This is a genomic window from Sphingomicrobium sp. (assembly GCA_036563485.1).
In the GTDB taxonomy this organism is placed as follows: domain Bacteria; phylum Pseudomonadota; class Alphaproteobacteria; order Sphingomonadales; family Sphingomonadaceae; genus Sphingomicrobium.
Map to the genome: position 1 here is coordinate 1994680 of DATCMI010000001.1, position 23399 is coordinate 2018078.

At 66.8% G+C, this 23399-nt stretch carries 30 protein-coding genes, 1 tRNA gene and 1 pseudogene; 18 read left to right on the top strand and 14 right to left on the bottom strand.

The features are described 5' to 3' along the window. The first annotated feature begins 168 nt into the window (after positions 1-168). The 4 genes from VIL42_10410 (at position 169) to VIL42_10425 (ending at position 4288) form a co-directional block, all read left to right on the top strand. Complete coding sequence (locus VIL42_10410) at positions 169-822, top strand: Tim44/TimA family putative adaptor protein (protein HEY8593259.1); 654 nt, start codon at positions 169-171, stop codon at positions 820-822. Next, the gene (locus VIL42_10415) at positions 819-2018 is read left to right on the top strand and encodes a murein transglycosylase A (protein ID HEY8593260.1); all 1200 of its coding nucleotides are present in this window, start codon (positions 819-821) and stop codon (positions 2016-2018) included. The genes VIL42_10410 and VIL42_10415 overlap by 4 nt, the downstream gene beginning before the upstream one ends. Beyond that, positions 1999-2535: a Smr/MutS family protein gene (locus VIL42_10420; protein HEY8593261.1), complete on the top strand. Its 537-nt coding sequence runs from the start codon at positions 1999-2001 to the stop codon at positions 2533-2535. Before VIL42_10415 ends, VIL42_10420 begins: the two co-directional genes overlap by 20 nt. A gap of 70 nt (positions 2536-2605) precedes the next feature. Beyond that, the gene (locus tag VIL42_10425; GenBank protein HEY8593262.1) at positions 2606-4288 is read left to right on the top strand and encodes an EAL domain-containing protein; all 1683 of its coding nucleotides are present in this window, start codon (positions 2606-2608) and stop codon (positions 4286-4288) included. Here the strand turns inward: VIL42_10425 and dapE are convergent. Beyond that, a complete protein-coding gene (gene dapE, locus VIL42_10430) occupies positions 4285-5415 on the bottom strand; it encodes a succinyl-diaminopimelate desuccinylase (GenBank protein HEY8593263.1) in 1131 nt (376 codons plus the stop codon). The genes VIL42_10425 and dapE overlap by 4 nt on opposite strands. A gap of 179 nt (positions 5416-5594) precedes the next feature. Here dapE and VIL42_10435 point away from each other — a divergent pair, with 179 nt between their 5' ends. Next, positions 5595-7730, top strand: coding sequence for a TonB-dependent receptor plug domain-containing protein (locus tag VIL42_10435; GenBank protein HEY8593264.1), 2136 nt, complete (start codon positions 5595-5597; stop codon positions 7728-7730). 50 nt (positions 7731-7780) lie between these two features. Continuing rightward, a complete protein-coding gene (locus tag VIL42_10440; GenBank protein ID HEY8593265.1) occupies positions 7781-8245 on the top strand; it encodes a cupin domain-containing protein in 465 nt (154 codons plus the stop codon). On the opposite strand, the gene VIL42_10445 is transcribed toward VIL42_10440, so the two are convergent. From VIL42_10445 to VIL42_10475, 7 genes are all read right to left on the bottom strand, one after another. Further along, on the bottom strand, positions 8242-8901 hold the full coding sequence (locus VIL42_10445) for a glutathione S-transferase family protein (GenBank protein ID HEY8593266.1): 660 nt from the start codon (positions 8899-8901) through the stop codon (positions 8242-8244). The genes VIL42_10440 and VIL42_10445 overlap by 4 nt on opposite strands. Before the next feature lie 9 nt (positions 8902-8910). After that, positions 8911-9555, bottom strand: coding sequence for a ribosome biogenesis GTP-binding protein YihA/YsxC (gene yihA, locus VIL42_10450; protein ID HEY8593267.1), 645 nt, complete (start codon positions 9553-9555; stop codon positions 8911-8913). Next, a complete protein-coding gene (gene yidC / locus VIL42_10455; protein ID HEY8593268.1) occupies positions 9552-11261 on the bottom strand; it encodes a membrane protein insertase YidC in 1710 nt (569 codons plus the stop codon). The genes yihA and yidC overlap by 4 nt, the downstream gene beginning before the upstream one ends. 10 nt (positions 11262-11271) lie before the next feature. After that, positions 11272-11484, bottom strand: a complete 213-nt coding sequence (gene yidD / locus VIL42_10460) for a membrane protein insertion efficiency factor YidD (GenBank protein HEY8593269.1) — start codon at positions 11482-11484, stop codon at positions 11272-11274. Next, on the bottom strand, positions 11481-11807 hold the full coding sequence (rnpA, locus tag VIL42_10465; protein HEY8593270.1) for a ribonuclease P protein component: 327 nt from the start codon (positions 11805-11807) through the stop codon (positions 11481-11483). The genes yidD and rnpA overlap by 4 nt, the downstream gene beginning before the upstream one ends. Further along, positions 11807-11941, bottom strand: a complete 135-nt coding sequence (gene rpmH, locus VIL42_10470) for a 50S ribosomal protein L34 (protein ID HEY8593271.1) — start codon at positions 11939-11941, stop codon at positions 11807-11809. The genes rnpA and rpmH overlap by 1 nt, the downstream gene beginning before the upstream one ends. An 87-nt stretch (positions 11942-12028) precedes the next feature. After that, positions 12029-12376, bottom strand: coding sequence for a PGPGW domain-containing protein (locus tag VIL42_10475; protein ID HEY8593272.1), 348 nt, complete (start codon positions 12374-12376; stop codon positions 12029-12031). 128 nt (positions 12377-12504) lie between these two features. Between VIL42_10475 and VIL42_10480 the strand changes: the two genes are divergently transcribed. Further along, positions 12505-14013, top strand: coding sequence for a YifB family Mg chelatase-like AAA ATPase (locus VIL42_10480; protein HEY8593273.1), 1509 nt, complete (start codon positions 12505-12507; stop codon positions 14011-14013). A gap of 40 nt (positions 14014-14053) precedes the next feature. Further along, positions 14054-14137: transfer RNA gene (locus VIL42_10485), tRNA-Leu, on the top strand. Positions 14138-14699: 562 nt separating this feature from the next. Here VIL42_10485 and VIL42_10490 read toward each other — a convergent pair. The 5 genes and pseudogenes from VIL42_10490 to VIL42_10510 all read right to left on the bottom strand — a co-directional run bounded on the left by VIL42_10490 (position 14700) and on the right by VIL42_10510 (position 17477). After that, positions 14700-15713 (bottom strand): annotated as a pseudogene (locus VIL42_10490) (recombinase family protein). Next, the gene (locus VIL42_10495; GenBank protein HEY8593274.1) at positions 15713-15997 is read right to left on the bottom strand and encodes a hypothetical protein; all 285 of its coding nucleotides are present in this window, start codon (positions 15995-15997) and stop codon (positions 15713-15715) included. Before VIL42_10495 ends, VIL42_10490 begins: the two are co-directional and overlap by 1 nt. Before the next feature lie 172 nt (positions 15998-16169). Then, positions 16170-16556, bottom strand: coding sequence for a hypothetical protein (locus VIL42_10500; protein ID HEY8593275.1), 387 nt, complete (start codon positions 16554-16556; stop codon positions 16170-16172). Positions 16557-16818: 262 nt separating this feature from the next. Beyond that, the gene (locus tag VIL42_10505; GenBank protein ID HEY8593276.1) at positions 16819-17010 is read right to left on the bottom strand and encodes a hypothetical protein; all 192 of its coding nucleotides are present in this window, start codon (positions 17008-17010) and stop codon (positions 16819-16821) included. Beyond that, positions 17007-17477 carry a hypothetical protein gene (locus VIL42_10510; protein ID HEY8593277.1) on the bottom strand — a complete coding sequence of 157 codons (471 nt, stop codon included), beginning with the start codon at positions 17475-17477 and terminating at the stop codon, positions 17007-17009. The genes VIL42_10505 and VIL42_10510 overlap by 4 nt, the downstream gene beginning before the upstream one ends. A 133-nt stretch (positions 17478-17610) precedes the next feature. On the opposite strand from VIL42_10510, the gene VIL42_10515 reads away from it, so the two are divergent. Continuing rightward, positions 17611-18327, top strand: a complete 717-nt coding sequence (locus VIL42_10515; protein HEY8593278.1) for an HIRAN domain-containing protein — start codon at positions 17611-17613, stop codon at positions 18325-18327. Between the two features lie 6 nt (positions 18328-18333). Here VIL42_10515 and VIL42_10520 read toward each other — a convergent pair whose 3' ends face one another. Continuing rightward, positions 18334-19047, bottom strand: coding sequence for a S24 family peptidase (locus VIL42_10520; GenBank protein HEY8593279.1), 714 nt, complete (start codon positions 19045-19047; stop codon positions 18334-18336). A 97-nt stretch (positions 19048-19144) separates the two neighbouring features. Here VIL42_10520 and VIL42_10525 point away from each other — a divergent pair, with 97 nt between their 5' ends. Genes VIL42_10525 through VIL42_10565 form a run of 9 tightly spaced genes read left to right on the top strand, consistent with a single transcriptional unit; the run spans position 19145 to position 23399 of the window. After that, positions 19145-19390: a hypothetical protein gene (locus tag VIL42_10525; protein HEY8593280.1), complete on the top strand. Its 246-nt coding sequence runs from the start codon at positions 19145-19147 to the stop codon at positions 19388-19390. Next, positions 19387-19701, top strand: coding sequence for a hypothetical protein (locus VIL42_10530; GenBank protein HEY8593281.1), 315 nt, complete (start codon positions 19387-19389; stop codon positions 19699-19701). Before VIL42_10525 ends, VIL42_10530 begins: the two co-directional genes overlap by 4 nt. Beyond that, on the top strand, positions 19698-20201 hold the full coding sequence (locus VIL42_10535; GenBank protein HEY8593282.1) for a phage regulatory CII family protein: 504 nt from the start codon (positions 19698-19700) through the stop codon (positions 20199-20201). The genes VIL42_10530 and VIL42_10535 overlap by 4 nt, the downstream gene beginning before the upstream one ends. A 2-nt stretch (positions 20202-20203) precedes the next feature. Continuing rightward, complete coding sequence (locus VIL42_10540; GenBank protein HEY8593283.1) at positions 20204-20548, top strand: hypothetical protein; 345 nt, start codon at positions 20204-20206, stop codon at positions 20546-20548. A 2-nt stretch (positions 20549-20550) separates the two neighbouring features. After that, the gene (locus VIL42_10545; GenBank protein ID HEY8593284.1) at positions 20551-21141 is read left to right on the top strand and encodes a hypothetical protein; all 591 of its coding nucleotides are present in this window, start codon (positions 20551-20553) and stop codon (positions 21139-21141) included. After that, positions 21138-21713 carry a hypothetical protein gene (locus VIL42_10550; protein ID HEY8593285.1) on the top strand — a complete coding sequence of 192 codons (576 nt, stop codon included), beginning with the start codon at positions 21138-21140 and terminating at the stop codon, positions 21711-21713. Before VIL42_10545 ends, VIL42_10550 begins: the two co-directional genes overlap by 4 nt. Next, the gene (locus VIL42_10555) at positions 21710-22885 is read left to right on the top strand and encodes a hypothetical protein (protein HEY8593286.1); all 1176 of its coding nucleotides are present in this window, start codon (positions 21710-21712) and stop codon (positions 22883-22885) included. Before VIL42_10550 ends, VIL42_10555 begins: the two co-directional genes overlap by 4 nt. Then, a complete protein-coding gene (locus VIL42_10560) occupies positions 22885-23088 on the top strand; it encodes a hypothetical protein (GenBank protein HEY8593287.1) in 204 nt (67 codons plus the stop codon). Before VIL42_10555 ends, VIL42_10560 begins: the two co-directional genes overlap by 1 nt. 35 nt (positions 23089-23123) lie before the next feature. After that, positions 23124-23399, top strand: coding sequence for a hypothetical protein (locus VIL42_10565; protein ID HEY8593288.1), 276 nt, complete (start codon positions 23124-23126; stop codon positions 23397-23399).

Genomic DNA, 23399 nt, shown 5'->3' on the forward strand with positions numbered 1-23399 from the left:
TGCAAGCTGTTGCATCATGTTGGGAGCGGCCGCGAGCCGCGGCACGTCAGGCGAGAGCGCCTAGCAGGGGCAATTATGAGGCGCAATGCCGCCTTCGTGCGTTTGGCGGTGTTGGAATATTCAGGCGGCGCGCATTATGTTGGCCGGGTAATCTGATAGGAAGCTTCCTTGACCGTCATCGTCATCCTCGCGCTTGTCGCCTTGTTCATCGGCCTTCGCCTCTACAGCGTGCTGGGCGAACGCACCGGGCATGAGCAGCAGCCGATCCTGAAACCCGCCGATCCGGAAGCCAGGGTCGAGCCGCGCGTCACGACGCCGCCCGTCGCGGCTCCCGCCGCGGATGCCGGTGCCGACCTCGCCTATGTGCCGCTCGCAGGTCCCGGCGTGCGCGCCATCCTCGCCGCGGATCCGAGCTTCGACGTCGCGCGCTTCCTCGAAGGGGCCAAGGGCGCCTACCGCATGATTCTCGAGGCGTTCTGGAAGGGCGACGTCGACGCGCTCAAGCCGCATGTCGACGACCATGTCTATGAGACGTTCGCCGGCGCGGTCGAGCAGCGCGCGAAGGACGGTCTTAGGCTGGATAACCGTTTGGTCGCGATCGAACAGGCGGTTATTTCCGAAGCGAATGTCGACCGTTCGGTCGCGGTCGTCACGGTTCGCTTCGAAGCCGACATCGCCGCCGTGACTCGTGACGCCGAAGGCCAGGTGGTCGCCGGTTCGCTCAGCGACGCCGTGCAGACGCGCGACCTCTGGACGTTCCGCCGTGACCTCTCGTCGCGCGATCCGAACTGGACCTTGATCGAAACCGACGAGGAAGCGTGAGGCTTCTCGCCCAGGCGGCGCTCGCCGCATCGATCGCTTTGCTGTCCGCTTGCGCCACCCGGCCGATTCCGGAGCCGCAAGTTTCCGCCCCGGTGTCGCGGCCGACACCGACACCTGCGCCGATCCAGCCGCAGCCGCAGCCGCCCTCTCCTCGGGGCGTGAACGCCGTTGCGACCGGCGTGACGCTGCAGGCGCCGCGCGTGCTCAAGCAGGATGAAGCGGCGCGCGCCCTCGCGGCGTTCCGCCTCAGCTGCGGCCCAGTCACCCGGCGTACCGACAGGTCCGGGCTGACCATGCCCGCCGACTGGCAGGGCGTATGCAATCAGGCCCGGTCGCTCGACGCCAGCTACGCGCCGGGCTTCTTCTACCACAATTTCGATTGGGTGCGGGTTGGCGACGGCCGCGCCTTCGCGACCGGCTATTACGAGCCGGAGATCGAGGGCTCTCGAGTGCCGCTGCCCGGCTATGTGCCCATTCACATGGTACCACGCGACCTCATCCGCTGCACCAAGCCGGATGGCAGTTCGGGCCGCGGCCGGATCGACCAGAACGGGACTTGCGTCCTCTATTACACGCGCGGCGAGATCGAGGACGGGGTGCTCAACGGGCGCGGCCTTGAGATTGCCTGGGCCAAGGACCCCGTCGACCTGTTCTTCCTAGAGATCCAGGGGTCGGGCAGGGTGCGCTTCCCGGACGGCACGGTAATGCGCCTCGGCTATGCCGAGCAGAATGGCCGCGAATATGCCGCCATCGGGCGGCTGCTGCGCGAGCGCGGAATCCTGCCGCCGGGCGGCGCCAACATGGAAGCGATCAAGGCTTGGATCCGCGCCAATCCGGAGCAGGGCAAGGCGCTGATGCGCGAAAACCTGTCCTACATCTTCTTCAAGGAGCTCACCGGTCCGGGGCCGCTCGGTGCGTTGAACGTGCCGGTGACCCCGCGCGGAACGGTCGCGGCCGACCCGAACTATGTGCCGCTTGGTGCGCCCATCTACCTCGAGAATGCCGACCGCAGAGAAGTGCTCGGCCTGTGGGTGGCGCAGGATACGGGCGGCGCGATCAAGGGGCCGAACCGCTTCGACACTTTCTGGGGCGCTGGCCCGGAGGCGACAGTGCTTGCGGGCGGCATGTCGGCAAACGGTCAGGCGCTGATCCTCATCCCCAAGGGCACGGCCGCCCGTGCGCTCGCTCAGCCCTGAAGAAACGGAGCTGTGGGCGAAGGTCGCAGCGACCATTCGCCCGCTTTCCCGGGAGAAGCCTGACCTCAAGGGCGTCGCCGCGGCTGCCGAGCCGGCGCCGGTAACAAAGCCACGGCCGCGCCCGGCGGCTGCGCCAAAGATCGCTGCACCGCCTTCTCGGCCCGTCCCTGGAACGACGCTCGACGGCAGCTGGGATCGGCGTCTTGCTACCGGCGCGGTCGAGCCCGACCGGATCGTCGACCTCCATGGCATGAGCCTCGATCGTGCCTGGCATGCGATCGACCGAGCGCTCGAGGAAGCGATCGGGCGCGGGTCGCGGCTCGTCCTGCTGATCACCGGCCATCACCGCCCCGGCGAGCCGCCGATCAAGCGCGGCGCCATCCGCGCCGCAGTCCACGACTGGCTTGCTGCTTCGCGGCATGCTGGCGACATTGCGGCGGTGAGGGGCGCCCACCGGCGCCACGGCGGTGGCGGGAGCCTCTATATCGTCCTGCGCCGCCAATCCCGCGCCCGCTGACAATTTCTTAACCCTGCTTCTTTAACGCGTGCGCAGAGGCGGGCGACCCGCTGCGAGGCGCACATCCACCATGAAAGCTGGCACTGCCCAGAAGATCAGCAACGCGATCCTGTCGTGCGCTGCCGGCTTCGCGTCCTTCCTCTTCTCGCTGACGGCGCTTCTCTACATCACCGAATTCGACACCAAGATCATCGCCGCCCTCGCGGCTGGCGCCTTCTGCCTGCTGGTCAGCTATGTCGCTTCCGAACGGCCGAACAGCGAAAGCGCCCGCGCGCTCGCAGCGCTCGCCGAGCGGCTTCTCGCCGTCGAGAAGGGTGACTTGATCTCGCCGGCACCTGAGTCGGTGCGCCGTGCCATGCCGAAGGTTGCATCGGCGGTGGACAGCCTGTTCGCCGAGGTCCGGTCGTCGATCGAGAACGCCCACGCGCTCGGCATGTACGACCCGGTGACGTCGCTCCCGAACCGGCTGCACTTCCGGTCGGAAGCCGACAAGCTCCTGAGCGAGGTTCCCGCGGGCACGTCGTCGGCGATGCTGTTCGTGGATCTCGACCGGTTCAAGATGGTCAACGACAGCCTCGGCCATGCTCGTGGCGACCAGCTGCTCGTGATGGTGGCGAACCGCCTGCGTGTGGTCGTGAACGCTGAATTCACCGGCAAGGCGATGTCTCGTCCGCTGCTTGCTCGGCTGGCCGGCGACGAATTCACCTTGTTCTTCCCGGAGGCGAAATCAGCCGAGGAGATCGAGCGGGTCGCGCGCCGCATCGTGCTCGCCATCTCCGAATGCTTCGAGCTCGACTCGCACAGCATCGACATCGGCGCCTCGGTAGGAATTGCCATGTCGCCCGACCATGGATCGACGGTCGAGGCGATGATGCGCGCCGCCGACATCGCCATGTATCGCGCAAAGTCGAACGGCGGCGGTCAATATTGCCTGTTTAACGCCGGCCTCGCGTCCGAGCACCAGCAGCGCATGGAGACGGAAAAAGCGCTCGCCGAGGCCGTGCAGCGCGGCGAGTTCGTCCTCGCTTTCCAGCCGCAGATGAGCCTCGTCACCGGGGAGTTGCGCGGGGCTGAGGCGCTCCTGCGCTGGAACCACCCGCGCGAAGGGCTGCGGCTGCCATCGACCTTCGTGCCGATCGCGGAGCGCACCGGGATCGTCACAGAGATCGGCGAGTGGGTGATGGGCGAAGTCGCGGCGACTCTCGGGATGTGGCGGCGGAAGGGCTTTGCCGGCCGCTTGTCATTCAACATCAGCCCGCGTCAGGTCGAGCGTCCGGATTTCTTCGCGAAGTTGCGCCAGAGCTTTGTCGATGCCGATGTCCCGCTGTCGATGGTCGAACTGGAGTTCAACGAGAGCGCGGCCATGGAAATCGGCGGCCAGGTGCTGGAGGAAATGGCGGCGCTGCGCAGCGACGGGGCGCGCATCGCCATGGACGACTTCGGCACCGGCTTTTCGAACATCGCGCGCCTGCGTTCGATGCCGCTCGACCTCGTCAAGCTCGACCCCTCGCTAATCGCGGACATCCAGACGAGCGAGACTGCCCGTGTCGTCGTACAGGCCGTCATCCACCTGGTGAAAGGCGTCGGCTGCGAAGTAGTCGCCGAAGCCGTCGAGACCGTCGAGCAGGCCGACATCCTGCGCGCCATGGGCTGCGACATCGTCCAGGGATTCATCTTCGCTCCGGCGATGTTCGAGCAGGACTTCCTCGCGTGGACGGCAAGCAGCCGCGGTTCGGCGCGCTCGGTCGCCTAGCTGAGCACTTTTCCGAGCACACGCTCGTAGATGTTCGCCAGCGTGCGGATGTCCTCAACCGCCGCGCATTCCCCCACCTTGTGCATCGTTGCGTTCGGCAGGCCGAAATCGACCACCGGGCAGAGCTGGATAAGAAAACGGCCGTCGGAGGTGCCGCCGCTGGTCGACAGCTCCGGCGCGACACCGGTCTCCTCCTCGATCGCCGAGACGATGACGTCGTAAAGCTCTCCGGGCGGCGTTATGAACGCCTCGCCCGAAATGCGGGCGCGGACCTTGGCACCAGGCGCCTCCCGGTCAGCGATCTCCTCGACCAGCTTCACCAGATCTTCCCCGCGCTGGAGGTTGTTGAACCGGACGTTGAGCTGCGCCGTCGCGCTCCCGGGAATGACGTTGCTGGCCTGGGTCGGCGTGGACACCGATGTGAACTCGAGGTTCGAGGGCGGGAATTGCTCGGTCCCGTCGTCGAGGTGGACGGCGTCAAGCGCCGCAATCACTCGGGCGAGCGGACCCACCGGGTTCTTGGTGCGATGAGGGTAAGCGACGTGACCCTGCACACCCGGCACGTCGATCCACATGTTCACCGAACCGCGACGCCCAATCTTCACCGTGTCGCCGATCCGGTCGACCGATGTAGGCTCGCCGATCAGGATCATGTCGGGGCGGATGTTCCGCTCGTTCAGCCAGTCGATGATCCGTGGCGTCCCGTACGTCGCATAGCCTTCCTCGTCGCCGGTAATCAGGAAGGAGAGGGTGCCGCGCTGCTGCTCGAACCGCGAGACCGCCGCGACGAACGCAGCGATGGCGCTCTTCATGTCGTTGGCGCCCCGGCCGATCAGCAGGCCGTCCTCAACAACCGCCGCGTACGGATCTGAATTCCAGCCCTCGCCCGCAGGCACGACATCGAGGTGGCCGGCAAATCCGAAGTGCGGAGCGCCGCTGCCGCGGATCGCCACCATATTCTCGGTCGGCCCGTCGGGCGCTTCGCCCATCACCCAGCGGTGAACATCGAAGCCAAGCGCCTCGAGCGCGCTCCCGAGGATATCGAACACCTCGCCGCTGGCCGGCGTCACGCTTGGGCAGCGGATCAGGTCGGCGGCGAAGGCAACTGGGTCGATCGATTGCTGCATCCGAGCCGAAGTAACGCAGCGCACAGGACACGCAAGCGACGGCCACAAACCGAGCGATGAACGGCCGTTTGTCGGTTCGTCGAAACTTTCGCCGAAAAAGGACTTGCGCGTCCGCTACAAATGTAGCACGCTACAAATGTAGCACGCACTTGTGCGTAACAGGGATGAGGGGATTATCGATGTTCGTGTCGCGTTTTTGCCGGGCCACGCTTCTGGCCGGCACTGCTCTCTTGGCATCGACCCCCGCACTGGCCCAGACTGCGACCCCGCCGACGACCGACCCCGCCGTGGTGCCGCCGCCGACTGCGACGACGGTGCCGACTGCCGGCACGAGCAAGAGGGTCTACACGCCGGCTGACTTCGCCCGCTTCGCACCGAAGACTGCCTACGACATGCTGGTGCAGGTGCCGGGCTTCACCATCCGCACGGACGATAGCGGCGACCGCGGCCTCGGCCAGGCGAAGGAAAATGTGCTCATCAACGGTGAGCGCATCGCCAACAAGAATTACAGCGGCGGCAGTGCCGGCGCGGTCGACGAGCTCCAGCGCACCGGCATCGGCAACGTCGAGCGGATCGAGATTGTTGAAGCGGCAAGTCTCGGTATCGCGGGCCTCTCCGGACAGGTCGCGAACGTCATCATCAAGGCGCAGAAAAAGGCCAGCGGGCAGTTCGAATGGAACCCCGAGTTCCGCGCCCATTTTGCGCCGGCGCGCGCGTTCGCCGGGAACGCCAGCTATTCGGGCAAAAACGGCCCGGTAGACTGGACGGTGTCGGTGACCAACAACACGGGCCGCGGCGGCTTTGGCGGCCCGATCGTCCTGCGCGATGCCTCCGGCAATATCTACGAAACTCGCGACGAGATTTTCGGATCTCGCAGTGACCTCGTCACCTTCCAGACGAAGTTCGGCCTTGACGGTCCGGGATCGTCGGTCGGCCACCTGTCACTGGGTTATACGCCTTATTGGAGCCCCACGTTGGTCCGCGACACGCGCACGCGGGTCGACGGCAATGACAGCACTCGCCGCACGCACACCGAACTCGACGGCTGGTATTATGACATCAACGCCGACTACGAGTTCGCGTTTGGGCCGGGGCGGCTGAAGCTGATCGGGCTTCAGCACTTCGACCACGAGCCGGTGGTCAACACGCAGATCCAGAAGTTCGCCAGCGGTGCTCCGGACTTCGGCGTCAAAGTGCTTCGCGACTCCGAGATCGTCGAGCGCGTCGGGCGCGGCGAATATCACTGGAAGACCGGGCCCAACGACTGGCAGATCACGTTCGAGCGCGCGTTCAACTCGCTCGACCAGCGCGGCGGGCTTTTCTTCCTCAACGACGATGGGGAGTTCGAGGAGGAGCCGTTCCCGGAAGGCACGGGCAAGGTGCAGGAGGTCCGCTACGAAAGCATCGCGACCTTCAGCCGGCCGCTAGCGCCCAACCTGGACCTGCAGATCGCGGCGGGCGGCGAGATTTCGCACCTTGATCGGGTCGACGACCCGGAGCCCGCGCGGAAGTTCTTCCGCCCAAAGGGGAGCCTCAACCTCGGGTGGCGTCCGGCGAAGGGCTGGGACGCGAGCCTGAAGATCGCGCGCCGGGTCGGGCAGATCAGCTTCTACGACTTCCTCGACCAGCTGAACCTGCAATCCGACACGGAAAATGCCGGCAATCCCGACCTCGTGCCGCCGCAGAGCTGGGAAGCCGATGTGGAAGTCGGCCACGAGATGGGCGCGTGGGGCAAGACCCGGCTGCGGGTCTACGGACGCCGCATCGAGGACATTATCGACGTCATTCCGATCGGCGCCACGGGGCAGGGCATCGGCAACCTTCCGCGCGCGACCCGTTACGGGTTCGAGAGCACCAGCACGATCCAGTTCGACCCGATCGGCTGGACCGGTGCCAAGCTGGACCTGAACTTCGGCATCGAGCGCAGCCGCGTGCGCGATCCGTTGACTGGCGAGAGGCGGCCGATCAGCGGCAATCGCCAGCGCTGGATCTCGATGGAGTTGCGCCACGACATTCCGGGCACGGATTTGGCCTGGGGCGCGGACGCTAGCTACAGCCGCTATGGCCTTCGCTACCGGCTCAACGAGCTTTCGATCAACAACGAAGGCCCGTGGTGGATCGGCGCATTCGTCGAGCACAAGGATATCATGGGGCTGACGGTGCGCGCGCAAGTGAGCAATATCTTCAACGCTCGCCACCGCGTGTTCCGGACCTTCTACGGCGGTTTCCGCAACACCAGCCCGATCACCGGAACCCAGGAGCACAACCAGCTGATCGGCCCGATCTTCAGCTTCACCGTGAAGGGCAACTTTTAGCGAATGCTGCACCTCTGCTAGGATCCCCAATCCCTGGCGGAGGTGCAGCAGTGCCGAAGATCAACCTGGACGAGATCGAGCAGACGAACCGTACCGGCTATCCGCCGCCGTTCGACCGGCAAGTCGCCGGCCGCTTCGTTCGGCGGCTCTCGCCCGCGACCGGGCTGACCGATTTTGGGGTCAGCCATGTGGTCCTGAAACCCGGCGCCTGGTCGTCACAGCGCCACTGGCACGACGGCGAGGACGAGTTCCTGGTCATGATCGAAGGCGAAGCGGTCCTCGTCGAGGATGAGGGTAAGACCGTCTTGAAGGCTGGCGATTGCGCGGCCTGGCCGAAGGGCACGGGCAACGGCCATCACATCCGCAACGACGGGAATAGCGACTGCGCATTCATCGTCATGGGCGGGGGCAAGAATGCCGGCGGCGGCTATTCAGACATCGACATGCTGTTCACCGCCGAGGGCACCTACACCCACAAGGACGGAACGCCGTACGACGCGAAGCGAGCGCCTTAGGCGGCTTCGTACTGCTCGATCACCCAGGGTTCGTCCTGCGCCTTGTCGATCCACTCAATGACGTGCGGGTGCGACAGCACCGCTTTCATATAAGCGCCGGCAAAGCTCGGCACGGCCACCCCATAAGTGATGAGGCGTGTGACGACCGGCGCATACATCATGTCGGTCGCGCACCAGGACCCGAACAGGAAGTCGCCGGTGCCGCCAAACCGCGCCCGGGCCTGCGCCCATAGCTGGAGAATGCGGTTGATCTCGCCGGCTACGTCGTCGGTCAGCTCCTTCGGCGGATAGCTCTTGCGAACGTTCATCGGCAGCTCGCGCCGCAGGTGCGGGAAGCTCGAGTGCATTTCGGCTGCCATGGACCGCGCCATGCCGCGCGCGCCGCTGTCCTCGGGCCAATATTTCTCGCGGCCCACGCGGTCGGCGAGGAACTCGATGATGGCAAGGCTGTCCCACACGACGCAGTCGCCGTCCCACAGGATCGGCACTTTGCCGAGCGAAGGCGCGAACTCGTCGCCCTCACGCCTTTTGTCCCACTCGGCGTCGAACATCGGCACGACGAGCTCCTCGAACTCCTCGCCCGACTGCTTGCAGGCAAGCCAGCCGCGGAACGACCAGCTTGAATAAGCGCGGTTGCCGATGATCAACTTGAGCAAGAGCGGCTCCTACGTCGTGGCAGCTTCGAGGATTGCAGTGCGCAACTCGGCGATGCCGCTACCGGTTTCGCTCGACGTCGTGAAGATGTGCGGGTGGGCGGCGGGATGCCGCCTTGCTTCACCGGCGACCGCTCCGAGCATCCGCTCCAGCTCCGTCGGTTTCACCTTGTCACCCTTGGTGAGCACGAGGTGATAGCTGACCGCTGCATCGTCGAGCATCTTCATGACGTCGCGATCGACATCCTTGAGCCCATGCCTGCTGTCGACCAGCACCAGCGCTCGCTTCAGCACCGCCCGTCCGCGCAGGAAATCGTTGATCAGGAAGCGCCAGCGCTTGACCATGTCCTTCGGCGCTTCGGCAAAGCCGTAGCCCGGCATGTCGACGAGCCGCAGCTGGAGCGGATCGCCCACGTCGAAGAAATTGAGCTCCTGCGTGCGGCCCGGCGTGTTCGATGTCCGCGCCAACTTGTTGCGGTTGGTGAGCGCGTTCAGCAGCGAGCTTTTGCCGACGTTCGAACGGCCCGCAAAAGCGATCTCCGGCACGACCGGATCAGGCAGGAAACGCAGCTCTGGCGCAGACTTCAGGAAGCTGATCGGCCCGGCAAACAGCTTGCGGGCACGCTCGGATAGCTCTTCGTCCGCCGCCTCGCTCATGTCTGGACCGGGTGCGTATCGCTAAGGTGCAGCCCGTACTTGCGGTACAGCCACCATTGTTGGGCGATGGTCAGCAGATTGTTGGTCATCCAGTAGAGCTGAAGCCCGGCGGCGAAGGGCGCCATGATGATGACCAGGAACCACGGCATGATTGCGAAGATCTGCGCCTGCGCCGGATCCATCGGCTGCGGGTTGAGCTTCATCGACGCCCATTGCGTGGCGCCGACGAGGATCGGCAGCACGCCGATCGCCAGGATCGAAGGCGGCGTGAAGTCGAGCAAGCCGAACAGGTTCACCGGCGTCAGCGGGTCGGGCGCCGACAGGTCCTTGATCCACAAGGCGAAGGGCTGGTGGCGCATTTCAACGCTGACCAGCAGCACCTTGTAGAGCGCGTAGAAGACCGGGATCTGCAGCAGGATCGGAAGGCAGCCGGCCGCCGGGTTCACCTTTTCGGCCTGGTAAAGCTTCAGGATTTCCTGCTGCTGGCGCTGCTTGTCGTCCTTGAAGCGCTCCTGCACCGCTTTCATCTTCGGCTGCAGCTTTCGCATCGCGGCCATCGACTGGAACTGCTTCTGGGCGATCGGGAACATCAAGGCTCGGACGATGAAGGTCAAAGCGATGATCGCCAGGCCGAAATTCCCGAACGTGTGAAACAGGAACATCAGCAGGTCGAAGATCGGTCGCATGAAGAATTCGAACCAGCCCCAGTCGATCGACTTTGACAGCTTGGGGACACCCGCATCCTCGTAGCGGTCGAGCCACGCCTTCTCCTTGGCGCCGGCGAACAGGCGTGCCTGGGTGGTGCGGCCCTGGCCAGGCGCCAGGCTGATCGGCGCAAGGGCATAATCGGCCTGGTAACCGCCACCCGGGCTGCGCCGGAAATCGCCGGTCACCGCGCCGCTTGGGACCAGCGCCGTCAGCCAATATTTGTCGCTGAAGCCGAGCCAGCCGGAAACGTTGTTGAAGCTCTCGGCCGAATTCTCGTCGAGGTCCTTCCAGTTGACGTCGTAGTTGGCCTTGCCGTCGAACACGGCGATGGGACCGACGTGGTTGGTCCAGGAATCCGCATCGACCGACTTGGCCGACCGGCTGACGAGGCCGAGCGGCCGCACGATGATCGGCTTGCCCGACGCGTTGAGGACCGACTGCTGGACGGTGAAGAGGTATCCGTCGTCGACCGCGATCTTGATCTGGTACCGCGTCCCGTCCGGCGTCTGCGTGCTGAGCGTGACGGGCTGGCCGGGTACGAGCTGCTGCTTGTCCGCAGTCCAAACAGTGTCGAAACCGGGTGCCTGGGTCCCTTCGGCGGTCCAGCCGAAGCTCGCGACGTACGCGCCGGGCGCGCCGAGCGGTGAGAGGAGCCGGACCGGCCGTGCGTCTTTGGCGAGCGTCTGCTTCTGGTCGACCAGCAGAAGGTCGTCGATCTGGGCGCCCTTGAGGTTGATCGAGCCGGTCAGCGACGGCGTCCGGATAGCGACGCGCGGGGCAGAGCCCAGCGCTTGCGACACCGACTGCCGCACCTTGGCCGTGGCGGGCGCGCTCGGCTGCGCCTGGGCCGTCGGCGGAAGCGGCTGCTGCTTGCCGTCCACGATCTTTGTGCTGGGCGGATTGGCCGTCGGGAAGAACGTGTTGGCAGCCCAGCTCCATCCGAGCAGCACGAGCATGCTCAGCACGACCGCAACGATCAGGTTCTTCGAATCATTCACTTGTGGGGCCTCACGGTACCGGATCGGGGCCTTGGCCGCCCCAGGGGTTGCAGCGGAGGATGCGCTTCAACGCCATCCACCCCCCGCGCAGCGCGCCATAGCGTTCGATTGCGGTGATCGCATAGGCCGAACAGCTGGGCTGGTAGCGGCAGCTGGGCGGGAGCACCTGGCTCGGGCCCTTTTGCCACGCACGCGCCATTAGGATCATCGCCTTGGCGATCATCGCGCACGCAGCCTGTCGAGTGCGCTGCTGAGTTCGCTGCGAAGCCGGCCGAAGTCGCGCTCGACGCCATTGGCGCGGCCGATCATCACATGGTCGGCGCCTGCAAAGCCCTTTGTCGGCACGATCTCACGGGCAAGGGCTCGAAAGCGGCGCTTCATGCGGTTGCGCACGACCGCTCCGCCGATCTTCTTGGTCACCGTGAATCCGACGCGCATCTGCGGGTCGTCGTCAGCGCGATGGCGGACGAGGAGCACGAAGCCGGGGGTCGAAGCGCGCAGGCCGCCATTCGCGGCCAGGAAGTCGGCGCGCCTTGAAAGCGTGATTAGGCGCTGAGCTTCTTGCGGCCGCGGGCGCGGCGCGCGTTCAGCACCTTGCGGCCGCCCACCGTCGCCATGCGGCTCCGGAACCCGTGACGCCGCTTGCGGACGAGATTGCTCGGCTGGAAGGTGCGCTTCATCGCTCATGCCTCAAATATCTAAAGAAAAAGGGCCGCCGTTGAGGCAGCCGCTGTCGTGCGCGCCGATAGTCGAGAGGGGCGGGCAAGTCAACTTCCGGTGCCCGGTCCCGCAACTCCCGAGCGCTGCTCCTGTTGCTGCTGTTCCTGGCTCTTCCGAAGCTGCTCGCGACGTTTGGCGCTTTGCCGTCGCAGCGCCCAATCGGCGTAGCGCCCGGCCTTCGGCTGCCATCGCTTGAATTTCACATAGCGGCGTTTGGCCCACATGCTGGTCCGAAGCACCAGCGCCGCCCCAGGGGCGATGAAGAACACGCCGCCAGGTCCCGGCAGCGGCGAGACGATGATGCCGATGATGATCAGGACGACCCCGAGGACCAGAAGCCCCCATTCGACCCACGGCTGGTCGAAGAATCTCCTGAACCGGTCGCGCGAACTCATCGTCCGCATGTGGTCTTGCGGGCGCGCCGCTGCAAGCGCTTGCGGGAATGCACCCGAACCGACTAGCGTTGAAAAGCCGAGCTAGGGGGAAGTCTGCAAAATGTGAGACGTTCGGGGGACGGGGCCTGATGGCTGCGACCGTCGCCACCGTCGCATATCTCGGCCTCGAAGCGCGCGGCGTCGAGGTCCAGGTCCAGCTGTCGTCCGGCCTTCCGGCCTTCATCATCGTCGGGCTTCCGGACAATGCCGTCCGCGAGAGCCGCGAGCGGGTGAGGGCGGCGCTTGCCGCCATCGGCCTCGCCCTCCCGCCCAAGCGGATCACGATCAATCTGTCGCCCGCTGACCTGCCGAAGGAAGGGTCGCATTACGACCTGCCGATCGCCTTGTGCCTGCTCGCGGCCATCGGTGCAACCGATGCCGAAGCGTTGTCCCACTATGTCGCCGTCGGTGAGCTGTGTCTGGATGGGCGCATCACCGCGTCGCCCGGCGTCCTTCTCGCCGCGCTCCACGCCTCCTCAGAGGACAAGGGCCTGATCTGCCCGGCCGCGCAGGGCAGCGAAGCGAGCTGGGCAGGGCAGCTCGACGTCATCGCCGCGCCGGACCTGCTGGCACTACTCGCGCATCTAAAGGGCACCAGCCTCGTCCCGCCGCCTCCAGCCGCGGACGCGGAGGCTCCGGACGGCGGACCCGACCTTGCGCAGGTCAAGGGGCAGGAGGTCGCCAAGCGCGCGCTCGAGATCGCCGCGGCTGGCGGCCACAATCTATTGATGAGCGGGCCGCCGGGCGCCGGCAAGTCGCTGCTTGCTGCCTGCCTGCCCGGCATCCTCCCGCCGTTGCAGCCGAGCGAGGCGCTGGAAGTCTCGATGGTCGCTTCGGTCGCCGGCGAACTGTCGAACGGCAAGATCCGCCGCCGCCGACCGTTCCGTTCTCCGCACCATAGCGCATCGATGCCGGCGCTGGTCGGCGGCGGGCTGCGCGTGCGCCCGGGGGAGATCAGCCTCGCCCACTTGGGCGTGCTGTTCCTCGACGAGCTTCCCGAATTCCAGCGGCAAGTGCTCGATTCGCTTCGCCAGCCGCTTGAGACCGGCTCGGTCAGCGTCGCGCGAGCGAATACGCACGTGACCTTCCCCGCGCGCGTGCAGCTCATCGCGGCGATGAACCCGTGCCGCTGCGGCCATCTTGGCGACCCGGCGCTCGCCTGCAGCCGGGCGCCGCGATGCGCCGCCGACTACCAGGCCCGCGTTTCCGGGCCGCTGCTCGACCGCATCGACCTGCATGTCGAAGTTCCCGGCGTCTCCGCTGCCGACCTCACGCTGCCGCCACCCGCGGAGGGAAGCGCCGAGGTCGCTGCCCGGGTCGCCAAAGCCCGAGCGCGCCAGGCGGAGCGCTATAACGGGCACGGGCCGCGCACCAATGCCGAAGCGGACGGCGAGTTGCTCGACCGCGTGGCGACGCCGGATGAGCCCGGGCGCAAGCTTCTCGCCGACGCCGCCGCGGCGATGCGGCTTTCAGCCCGCGGCTTTCACCGGGTCTTGCGCGTGGCGCGGACGATTGCCGACCTCGCGGGCTCCGAGCAGGTCGGCCGCATCCACGTCGCCGAAGCGCTCAGCTACCGGCGGCAAGCTCCGCGCAATTGATTAGGCGCTCCCGCTCGCCTAGCTAGGCAGCACGCGCAGGGCCCCTGTGGCGGAATGGTAGACGCGCTCGACTCAAAATCGAGTTCCTTGCGGAGTGTCGGTTCGAGTCCGACCGGGGGTACCAACGGAACAGTACAGTCGGGCAGCTTGCCGCCCGCGACAGCGACCACGCTGGAGAGCAATCCGTGCACCTCGATCGAGGTGCCGATCGTGCCTTGCCTGGGTGTGACCACGATGCGATCGATGAGGGCGCGGACGGCTTCGCGGGCGGCGGGCACGTCGTCGGCGGCGAGGGATCCGGTCAGGTCCGCGATTCGCTTGCGGTAGACGCCGGCGAGGCCGGGGTGGAGCGCGACGACCTTCTCGGCGGCGATCTCCGCCAGCTCGGCGTCGCAGCGGGCACGTTCCGCCTTGGCCTCGGCCAGCGGTTCGGCAATGTCCGACGCATCGATCCTGCCATCGGCGAGCGCCGCGATCAGGCGCGCGACGCGGGCGTCGGCATCGGCCCGCTTCCGTTCGATGCGCCCGCGGTCCTTGCGGCCGCGCTTCGCCTCCTCGGCCCAGGCGGCGCGATATTCCTCGACATAAGCGGCGACCAGGTCGGGGTGCAGAAGGCGCTCCGACAGGCCGGTCAGCACGCGCCGTTCGAACGATGCACGCGTGATCGTCCGCCCGTTGCCGCAGGTCAGGCCGTCGCGATGGTTGCCGCAGCCCCAGCGATCCTTGCCGACGACGCGCCAGGGGCCACCGCAGGCGCCGCACACGGCCTTCCCCGACAGCAGGTGGCGCGACCGCCGGACCGGCGCCTTGAGGCCGCCGGCATATCGCCGCAGCTGCGCCTGGGCAGCGTCCCACAAATCGTCGTTGACGATCCGCAGCTCGGGCACATCGACGATCGTCCATTCGCTTTCCGGGTTGATCCGCAGGGTCTTCCTGCGGCTGACCGGGTGCTGCACCTTGCGGGTGCGGTTGTAGATCAGCTTCCCGCGGTAAAGGTCGTTGCGGAGGATGCCGTTGCGGCGCTCGGCATGGCCATGGACGGTGCTGATCCGCCACAGCCCGCCGCTGGGCGATGGCACTCCATGCGCGTTCAGCCCGGCGATCACGGCGCGAACGCTCCGCCCCTCGCCGATCTCCTCGAAGATGCGGCGCACGATCGCGGCCTGGTCCGGGTGGATTTCGCGAAGGCCGGGCACCGCCTGGCCCCGCTCGTCGAGGCGCCCGATCTTCCGGTAGCCGTAGGCCATGCCGCCGGGGTTCATGCGAGCAAGCGCTCGGCCGCGCTGACCGCGGCGGATATTGTGGGCGGTGTCCTTGCGCTGCTGCTCGTCGATCAGCGCCTTGACCGTGCCCTTGAAGCTGTCGAGCTCCCCATCGGCGAGGCTGAACAGGCGGGCACCGTGGAAGGTGAGCAGCTTGCGCAGGCGGTCGAAGTCGCCGAGGTCGCGAGCGATGCGGCTCGAGGTGTCGGCGAGCACCTGGTCGATGCCGCCGGCCTGGACGCACTGCAGCAGCGCGGACATGCCGGGCCGTTGCCCCTCGCCGATGCCGGCGCCGCCGCTGATCGCATAATCGGCAAAGACGTCGACGACGGTCCAGCCCTCGCGGTCGCAGCGGGCGCGGCAGTCGGCGAGCTGGTCGTCGATCGAGCGGTCGTTCTGAAGGTCGCTTGAAAACCTTGCGTAGATCAGGGTGCGCATCAGCGCTCTTCCATGCTGCCGACGATCGGCGTCGAGCGGATCTCGCCGTTGCTTCGGTAGCGCAGGGCGGGCGTGCCGATGCCGACCAGGTCGACCGGCGTGCCAAGCAGGCTCATGTCGCCGACTGCCGTGAAGGTGTCGCCGGCGTCGATCGGCTGCCGCTCCTCGGCCGCGCGCTTGGTTGCCTCCCACAAATCGTCGGGCAGTTCCCATTCGACCGGCTCATCGCCGTTGGCGACGAGCATGTGCCAGCATTCGACTAAATCTTCGGGAGTGACCGCCACGTTCAGCCTTTGCGCTGCTGTCCGGCGGCATAGTCGCGCTTCGCGTCCGCGCGCGCAAGGGCACGCACGAGCGCACGCAGGTGCTCCACCGCCATGTCCGTGCTCGCATGCCCCCCGGGCATGCTGCGCGCAGCCATGGGCAAGTCCGCGCGGGAGTGGAGCGTCTCGTGTTTCATGCAGCGAGCAGTCGGGCGGGGGCTTGGCGGCCGTTTTCGGTGCGGATTTGGACGCCCTGGCGGATCGCGGAGGGGATCAGGAGGCTGCGGATCTGCCTGAGCGCGAACAGGCGATTCCCCTGATCCGGCTTCCCGACCCGGTGCTCGACCGCGGCGTGGATGACGGCGAGCAGCTCGGCCCAGGCGATCGCCGGCGTCTCGCCGAGGCACGGCTCGAACGTCGTCTCGCCATGCTCGAGCAGCGCGACAATCGCGCGCCATGCGGCGATGCCGCGTCCGGCCTCGTCGGCCGACATGGTGCCGGCGACCACGCGGTCCGGATAATGGGCCTCGCGGGACGCGAGCTCGGCCTGGGCGTGAGAGGCGAGGTCGCGGCGGGTCATTTTGCCGGCTCGAACCATCGGCCCTGTGGACCGCATGGAAGACGGTCGCGCCGAAACAGCCGATCAAACAAGCCGCCATGGTCCCGGCGTTCGCTCTCGCACCTCCGCATATTTTCCTGTTGACCGCGAACAGGATCGATCCGCGTCCACCTGGTTCGCTCGCAGCCGGGCCCACGCAACCCGCCTCGGCAACGATGGCGACAGGCGGCGCAGATGGGAACGTCTTCGTGGCCCTCGCTGTGAGCCTGTCCCCCGGACAGACTCACCAGTGCCACCCCTTCGAAGCGCTAAGCCAGGCGGCGAGAAGCGCGAGGGCGACGATCACGAACCCGCCGAGGCGGTCCATCAACGACCGGCGCGGGCGGTGCCAGATGGCGTTGTGGCGGCTGTGGCGGCCGTCGCGGCCATCGTGGACCCACTGGTTGCGGCCCTTGAAGGTAACGCGCGCGTTCATGCCACATTCCTGAGCAGGCCGGTGTCGCGGAGGGTGTCGGCGATGACCTGGCCGGTTGAGCCGCCGCCGCGGCGGAGGCCGCGGGCTTCGGCGGCGTGGAGCTTGCGCAGCTCGGCCTCGAGCAGGACCGAGGCGACCTGCCGGTTCTTGAGCGCCTCGGCGCGGGCCGCCTGTTCCTTCAGCTTGGGCGAGAGGCGAGTGCGGCCGAACAGGTGCCGCTGAAGATCGGCAAGCTCGCGCTCCTCATCCTTCGTCAGCGGCGTGCCGTCGATCAGCGTCCATTCGTCGACGATCCGGAAGCTGCTGGCGCCGACCCGCAGCGGGAAGGCGATTGCAGCTTCACCCGAGGAAGTATCGCGGCGCTGCACGCGGACCAGCTCGGCACGCTGCTGGCTGACCGGCAGCGCCTCGTCGACGATCAGCGCGTAACTGCCAACCTGCGGGAATGGGGCGGGGACTCTGAGCATGGGACCTCCGTTCGGTTCGGAGGCCCTTATCTGTTGAACAAAACAAACAGTCAAGCGGCTGTGTTCGTTTTCTTCAACAAAGACAGGCGCGGTTCTATGGGGGTAAGGTCCTCGCGCTCGGAGAGGAGGGGCGATGGGAACTTATCCGATCGGGATCGTCGGTGAGAGCTTCAACAATGAGGACGGGAGCAGCCGGCAAGCCGAGCTAGCCCGCTGCAAAGACGGGGAGTCCGTCAGGCTGGTCCGGGATCCAGAGAATAGCCACGATGCGAACTGCGTGAAGGTGGTTTCGAAGCGTGGCGTCCAGATCGGCAACATCAGCCGCAGTGATGATTGGATCGCGTCGCGGATGGATTCCGGCAAGCCGATCACGGCGAAGATACTCAGCGTGGGCACGGGGGAGCGGAACCTGCTCGGCGCCGTGATCGAAGTCAGCACCGAAGACGGAGACGTTGTGCACGGCGGTCAGAGGCGAACAGGATGCCTCGGGAGCTCGGCGGCAATCTCCGTCATTTTCATCGTCCTCGCTGCTGCGCAGGTGCACGCGCTGCCGCTGCCGGACAAAGCGCCGCCCTTCGACATGAGCCGAATCGGCGAATTGCGGCGTCAACGATGCGCCGCCGAGTATCCAGACAGCTTCACGATGCAGCGGCTGTGTCAGCAGGCGGAGATTGACGGCATGCGAAGGTTCCGGGACGCGAGCCAGCGGGTTGGGCGGCCGTTGAACAAGGCCCTTGAGCGTTGCGTCGAGGAATACACGACCGCCGGGATCCCGAACTTCACGCTCATTGGACTGTGCGCGCAGTCGGAAGCTGATTCCTACTTGGCCTTCAATCCTGAGCGCGGCTGAGTGAGGTCAGAGCCGGCCCTTGACCCGGTGAATGCGGCGGACGCGAGCGATCGGCACGCGGAAGGTGCGGTCCGGATTGAACTGCTTCAGTTCGAGGAATGAGGCGCTCCGCTTCACCAACCGCTTGATCAGCACCATCGTCACGCGCCGTTCGAGATCGCCTTCGGCGTCCGGGTCAGTGAGCTGAACGACCACATCGTCACCTGGCCGCACGGCGGCCTTGGGAGAGACGAATGCGTGCTCGCCGGGCTCGAACCGCGGTGCCATGGAGTCGCCGACGATCTCAATCGCGTAGGCCTCTTCGTCGTTGGCAAGGCTCGGCGGCCGCGCCAGATTGTCGAGCACCTCTGACAGGTTGAGCTCGGTCAGCTCGACGCCTTCCAGCTCTTCCCAGTCGCCGCCGAATGCGGTTCCGAGAAGTGGCACCGCCTTCGCCTGCGGCATGGACCATGCTGCGCGCGCTTCCTGCGGCGACATGCCGGTTCCGCGGACCTCGGTTCGAACCGGCGTGCGTCTTTCCTCGAAAGCGGCGCGACTGACGCCGATCGCGTCGAGCAGGCGGTCAATGGTCCTGTCGGTCGGGTTACCGTGTGCCCTGATGCCGTTGAAGATCGAGCGATGAATACCGGCGCGGGTCGCCCACTCGTTGTTCGACAGACCTGCCGGCCTCACCGCCATCAACGCAGCGTACACCGGATTGTCAGGTTCTGCCTCTGCCATGTTGTGAATATCCAACAAACAGGTCGGCGCGTCGATTGTGGATAAGTTCAACAAAGCCGCTTGACCTTGTTTATTTTATGCAACATCAATCGCGCCCATGGATGTTCCCACCCATGACGAGCTGATCGGCAGGATTGAGCGCTTCTGCGCCAGGCACAACCTTGCGGAGTCGGCATTCGGTCGTCTGGCGCTTGGCAACAGCGCCTTCGTCAACGGACTGCGCCGGGACCCGCCGGTGTCGCCGACGCTCGACACCCTCAATCGCGTCGCCGACTTCATGGCCGAGCGAGACGCCGAGGCCGAGCTCGCTTGCCGCGAGGAAGCGGCGCGGAGGGTCGCATGATCGGGCTGTTCGCGCACGGTGCCATCGCGCATTCCGGCATCGTGCGTGCAGCGCGCGGAGGTGGAAAGGCTTGCCTGTTGGCCGCCACGTTCCGCGCGCTGCGTCGTTTCGCGGGATCGCGCGCCCACGCCAACAAAGGCGAGCTGTCGCCGAAGCTCAGCGGCATCCTCGTTGGCTCGCCCATCCCGACCAACCGGAGCGAGCAGATGGAGATCAAGAAGGTCGTTGCGTTGCATCGGGGAGCCGTTTCGCACGGCGACCGCTGCGCGTCGCCCGGTATCGGCGGCGGCTTTACCGGAGGCGATCGGTGAAGCCGCCCCGGGACGCCACGCTCGACGAGCCGCGGCTGCGGCTGAAGCTTGCGACGCGCAAGGCGGTGAAGGCGGTGCACGGCACCGCGCTCGCGGCCGAGGTCGCGGGCTGCCGGCAGCAGCGGATCAGCGATTGCCAGCTGCCCAACACGCCCGACTTCCTGCGGCTCGATGAAGCGCAGGCGATCGAGGAGGCGGGCAGGGGCTCTCCGGACTTTCCGGCGATCACCCGGGCGATGGCGCGCAACCATGGCTTCGCTTTGCTGCCGCTGCCCGATGCATCGAGCGTCATCGGGACGACCGATTTTCACCGCGCGCTCGGCGACGTCAGCCGCGAGGCCGGCGAAGTGGTGGCGCGGGTGTGCGCCGCGCTCGCCGACGGCAAGGTCGACGCGCACGAGGTCCGCGACGGCCAGTTCCGCGACGAGATCGCCCAGGCGATCGCCAGCCTCGCCAAGCTGGATGCGCTGTGCGCGCATGCCGAACGCGGGGAGGGGTGAGGATGGCGGCCGACCTTCTCGCGCTCGCGGAGCGCTGCGAACAGGCGACGGGGCCGGATCGCGATCTCGACGCTGAAATCGCCGAGCGGGCTTATGGATGGAGGCCCGCGCCGTGTCCCGCCGACGGTAAGGGAGAGAACGCTGGCGAAGTTCTTACCCCCGACGGCCAACCGTTCAAGGTCAACGGCGAGCACTGGCGATACCCGCCACTCGGAAAGGTGCATCGGGCTTATCACTGCCCCGAGTACACCCGCGATTGCCGTGATCCCGCGTTCCCGCGAGACGCGATCCGCCAGCAGACTGCCGCCGCCTTACGCGTACGGGCTGCCCAAGCAGGGGAGCGCTGACCATGGCCGGGGGGCAGGCTGCACGGCCACACTTCACCGGAATGCAGTCGGTGGCGACGGCTGACGACCTCGACGCCTGGGTGCGGCGGGCGAACGCGGGCGAGCAGTTCACATATTGCGAGGCGCCAGAGCTGATCCGCGGCGAGACGTCCATGCGGGTCACCGCGCTCGAGCGCGAAGGGCTGGTGCGCCCGCACCGGGCGCGGCGCGAAGGCGGGGGCTGGACCTTCTTCGTCGTGCGCACGGCGCGCGGCTGCAAGCGCGAGGCGAGCCCCGCCGACAAGGCGCTGAGCGAAGGCGCGACCGACCTCATCTTCCGGGCGCTGAAGCGCGCCGCCAACATGGGCCAGCCATGCCCGACCGACGCCGACCTGGCGCGCGGCGCCGGGCTCGTCCGCCGCCAGGACGCCGCGTGGCGGATCCGCCGCCTGATCGACCTGAAGCTGATCGCGTCGGAAGTCGAATATCGCGCCGGCGTGCCGTTCCGCGTGGTGACGATCGCGGAAAGCGGGAAGTCGACGCTGCGTCCCAGCGCCACTGCGCTCGGCCGCACACCAACCCTCTCGCGCAGCGGCGGAAAGGCAGAGAGATGACCGCGACGAAGCCGATCAGCGACGGCGACAATTATTCGAACGCCCAGGAGGGACGCACCGGCAACTGGATGCAGATGTATTCGGGCGGGCAGTTCTGGCCGCTCGATCCCCGCGCCGAGGAAGTGCGGATCGAGGACATCGCCCATGCTTTGTCCAACATCTGCCGGTACGGCGGCCATTGCGAGCGCTTCTACAGCGTCGCCGAGCACAGCGTCCTGGTCAGCTACGCCGTGCCGCCTGAGCATGCGCTGATTGCGCTGCTTCACGATGCGACCGAGGCGTATGTCGGTGATGTGGTCCGCCCGCTGAAGCGATTACTGTCTGGATATGCGGCGATCGAGCGCCGGGTTTGGGAGGCGATCGCTTCCCGGTTCGGCATGGCGGTCGAGCTGCCGGACTGCGTCAAAGTCGCGGACAATGCCGTCCTGCTGGCTGAGCAGCAGCAGATCATGAAGCCGGCACCCGCCGACTGGTGCATCGAGGGCGAGCCGGCGGACTGTGAGATCGACTGCCTTGCGCCGTCCGATGCCGAGGCCGCTTTCCTCTTTCGTTTCTGGCAGCTCACAAAATGAGTCCCGACAAGAAGCTTTTGCGCCGCATCGCGGCGATTCCGGCGGGCGAGAAGCTGCCGGTTGGCCGCTTCGCGCGCGAGTTCAATTGCTCGCAGTCGGTGATGGTCGACATGATCGGCGGCCTCGTCGAGCGCGCGCAGGTCGACGCGATCACGCTGCGGCCGACAGCCGCGTCTGGCCACATCGGAAAGGGGCGCACGGCAAGCGACGTCGGCTCCGAGCTGCTGGCGGAAATCGAGCAGTTCCTGAAGCGCACCGGCATGGCCGCGAGCACCTTCTCGAAACGCGCGACGGCAAGCTTTTCGTTTGTGTCGAAGCTACGCCAAGGCCAGGTTGTGCGCGCAAGGACCGCGGTGCGGGTGCGGCGGTACATGAGCGAATATATGGCAGGGCCGACTCCCGGCGCTGCCGATTGCGAAGGGACGGACCCGCACGCCAAAGCGACCGTCCCTTCGCCTGGCGCAGTCGACGGCCAGAAGCTGTACGACGAGCTGGTCGCCGCCGCTGCGGCCGCCGGCATGGGCCTCAAGCGTTTCGCGCAGCCGCTGTGGAATCAGGACTCAGGTTGGAAGCTCGAGCAGCTGCGGATCGCAAAAAGGCCGCAGGCTGCGACGATCGCGCGAGTGCGGGCGCTGATCGCCGGCGATCCGCTGCCGCCACCGCATAACGCGCCTTCTGCCGACCGCGACGATGACGGTTTGCGCAGGCCGGACAGCCGCAGCAATCTGGAGGCCGTCAACAGGGATCGCGCGAAAGTGGCGCATCTGCGCGACGTCAATGAGACCCGACATGAGGAACATGCCCGCCGCCTGCGCGAAGTGACCAGGCGGGAAGCGGCCGAGCGTGCGGCGCGGCGCGGCAAGGCGCACCTGCCGAGCCGGGCCATCGACCTGACGGATGCCGTCGGCGACGCGCTGGTCGACCAGATCGACACGGCGGCCGACCGGCGCGCACGCGAATATGAGGAGATCGCCTCGCCATCGTCGCTGCTGCGCCGGGCGCAGCGCGACTGGCCCGACCAGTGCGTGAAGGTGAAGACGCTGGCCGAGGAGCTCGGCGTCACGCTCGCCGAAGCCTGGCGCCGCGCCATCGCCGCCGGCGTCGACTGTTTGAGCGAGTGCGAGGACGTCGACTTCGGGGAAGTCGGCCAAACGAGCACTGGGGCGGCGTAATGAACGACAAGCGCTGCTCGGTCGAAATCGCCCGCGATGCGACCCGCGTCGAGCGGGAGGCGTGCATCGACTTCATCCGCGACAAGATGGCGGAGGTCGACGGGCTGCAGAAGCGCGGGCGGGTGCGTGCGGAGGAAGCGACGATGCTCAACCGCCGCCTCGACGCGATCGCCGACGGCATCGCCGCGGGGCTGCACAGATGAGGGTGTCCGGGGGACAGCCGAAAGCTGTGCAGCAGGTGAGCGCGGACCGGATCACGGACCGCATGGACGCGGCATTCGAGCGGGCACGCTGGCGCTTCCCGGGTGATCCGCCAAAGGCGATTTACCTGAGCGGCGCAGAGTGGGCGCAATATGACGACGAGGTTCGCGAGACCTGGCCGTCGGCCGTGCGCTGCTTTGCCTATCGCGACGTGCAGATCCGCAGCGGCAACCGCTCGCGCCTGGTCACCAAGACCGGCTGCCTAGTGGCGATTCCGAAGCGGTTGAGCGTGCGCGTGAGGGCCGCAGCGTGA

Excerpts from the sequence above, each read along its gene's own strand:
- VIL42_10425 (HEY8593262.1), top strand. The coding sequence starts at position 2,606 with ATGAAAGCTGGCACTGCCCAGAAGATCAGCAACGCGATCCTGTCGTGC.
- dapE (HEY8593263.1), bottom strand. The coding sequence starts at position 5,415 with ATGCAGCAATCGATCGACCCAGTTGCCTTCGCCGCCGACCTGATCCGC.
- VIL42_10435 (HEY8593264.1), top strand. The coding sequence starts at position 5,595 with ATGTTCGTGTCGCGTTTTTGCCGGGCCACGCTTCTGGCCGGCACTGCT.
- yihA (HEY8593267.1), bottom strand. The coding sequence starts at position 9,555 with ATGAGCGAGGCGGCGGACGAAGAGCTATCCGAGCGTGCCCGCAAGCTG.
- yidD (HEY8593269.1), bottom strand. The coding sequence starts at position 11,484 with ATGATCGCCAAGGCGATGATCCTAATGGCGCGTGCGTGGCAAAAGGGC.
- rpmH (HEY8593271.1), bottom strand. The coding sequence starts at position 11,941 with ATGAAGCGCACCTTCCAGCCGAGCAATCTCGTCCGCAAGCGGCGTCAC.
- VIL42_10475 (HEY8593272.1), bottom strand. The coding sequence starts at position 12,376 with ATGAGTTCGCGCGACCGGTTCAGGAGATTCTTCGACCAGCCGTGGGTC.
- VIL42_10480 (HEY8593273.1), top strand. The coding sequence starts at position 12,505 with ATGGCTGCGACCGTCGCCACCGTCGCATATCTCGGCCTCGAAGCGCGC.
- VIL42_10500 (HEY8593275.1), bottom strand. The coding sequence starts at position 16,556 with ATGACCCGCCGCGACCTCGCCTCTCACGCCCAGGCCGAGCTCGCGTCC.
- VIL42_10505 (HEY8593276.1), bottom strand. The coding sequence starts at position 17,010 with ATGAACGCGCGCGTTACCTTCAAGGGCCGCAACCAGTGGGTCCACGAT.
- VIL42_10510 (HEY8593277.1), bottom strand. The coding sequence starts at position 17,477 with ATGCTCAGAGTCCCCGCCCCATTCCCGCAGGTTGGCAGTTACGCGCTG.
- VIL42_10515 (HEY8593278.1), top strand. The coding sequence starts at position 17,611 with ATGGGAACTTATCCGATCGGGATCGTCGGTGAGAGCTTCAACAATGAG.
- VIL42_10520 (HEY8593279.1), bottom strand. The coding sequence starts at position 19,047 with ATGGCAGAGGCAGAACCTGACAATCCGGTGTACGCTGCGTTGATGGCG.
- VIL42_10525 (HEY8593280.1), top strand. The coding sequence starts at position 19,145 with ATGGATGTTCCCACCCATGACGAGCTGATCGGCAGGATTGAGCGCTTC.
- VIL42_10530 (HEY8593281.1), top strand. The coding sequence starts at position 19,387 with ATGATCGGGCTGTTCGCGCACGGTGCCATCGCGCATTCCGGCATCGTG.
- VIL42_10540 (HEY8593283.1), top strand. The coding sequence starts at position 20,204 with ATGGCGGCCGACCTTCTCGCGCTCGCGGAGCGCTGCGAACAGGCGACG.
- VIL42_10545 (HEY8593284.1), top strand. The coding sequence starts at position 20,551 with ATGGCCGGGGGGCAGGCTGCACGGCCACACTTCACCGGAATGCAGTCG.
- VIL42_10550 (HEY8593285.1), top strand. The coding sequence starts at position 21,138 with ATGACCGCGACGAAGCCGATCAGCGACGGCGACAATTATTCGAACGCC.
- VIL42_10555 (HEY8593286.1), top strand. The coding sequence starts at position 21,710 with ATGAGTCCCGACAAGAAGCTTTTGCGCCGCATCGCGGCGATTCCGGCG.
- VIL42_10560 (HEY8593287.1), top strand. The coding sequence starts at position 22,885 with ATGAACGACAAGCGCTGCTCGGTCGAAATCGCCCGCGATGCGACCCGC.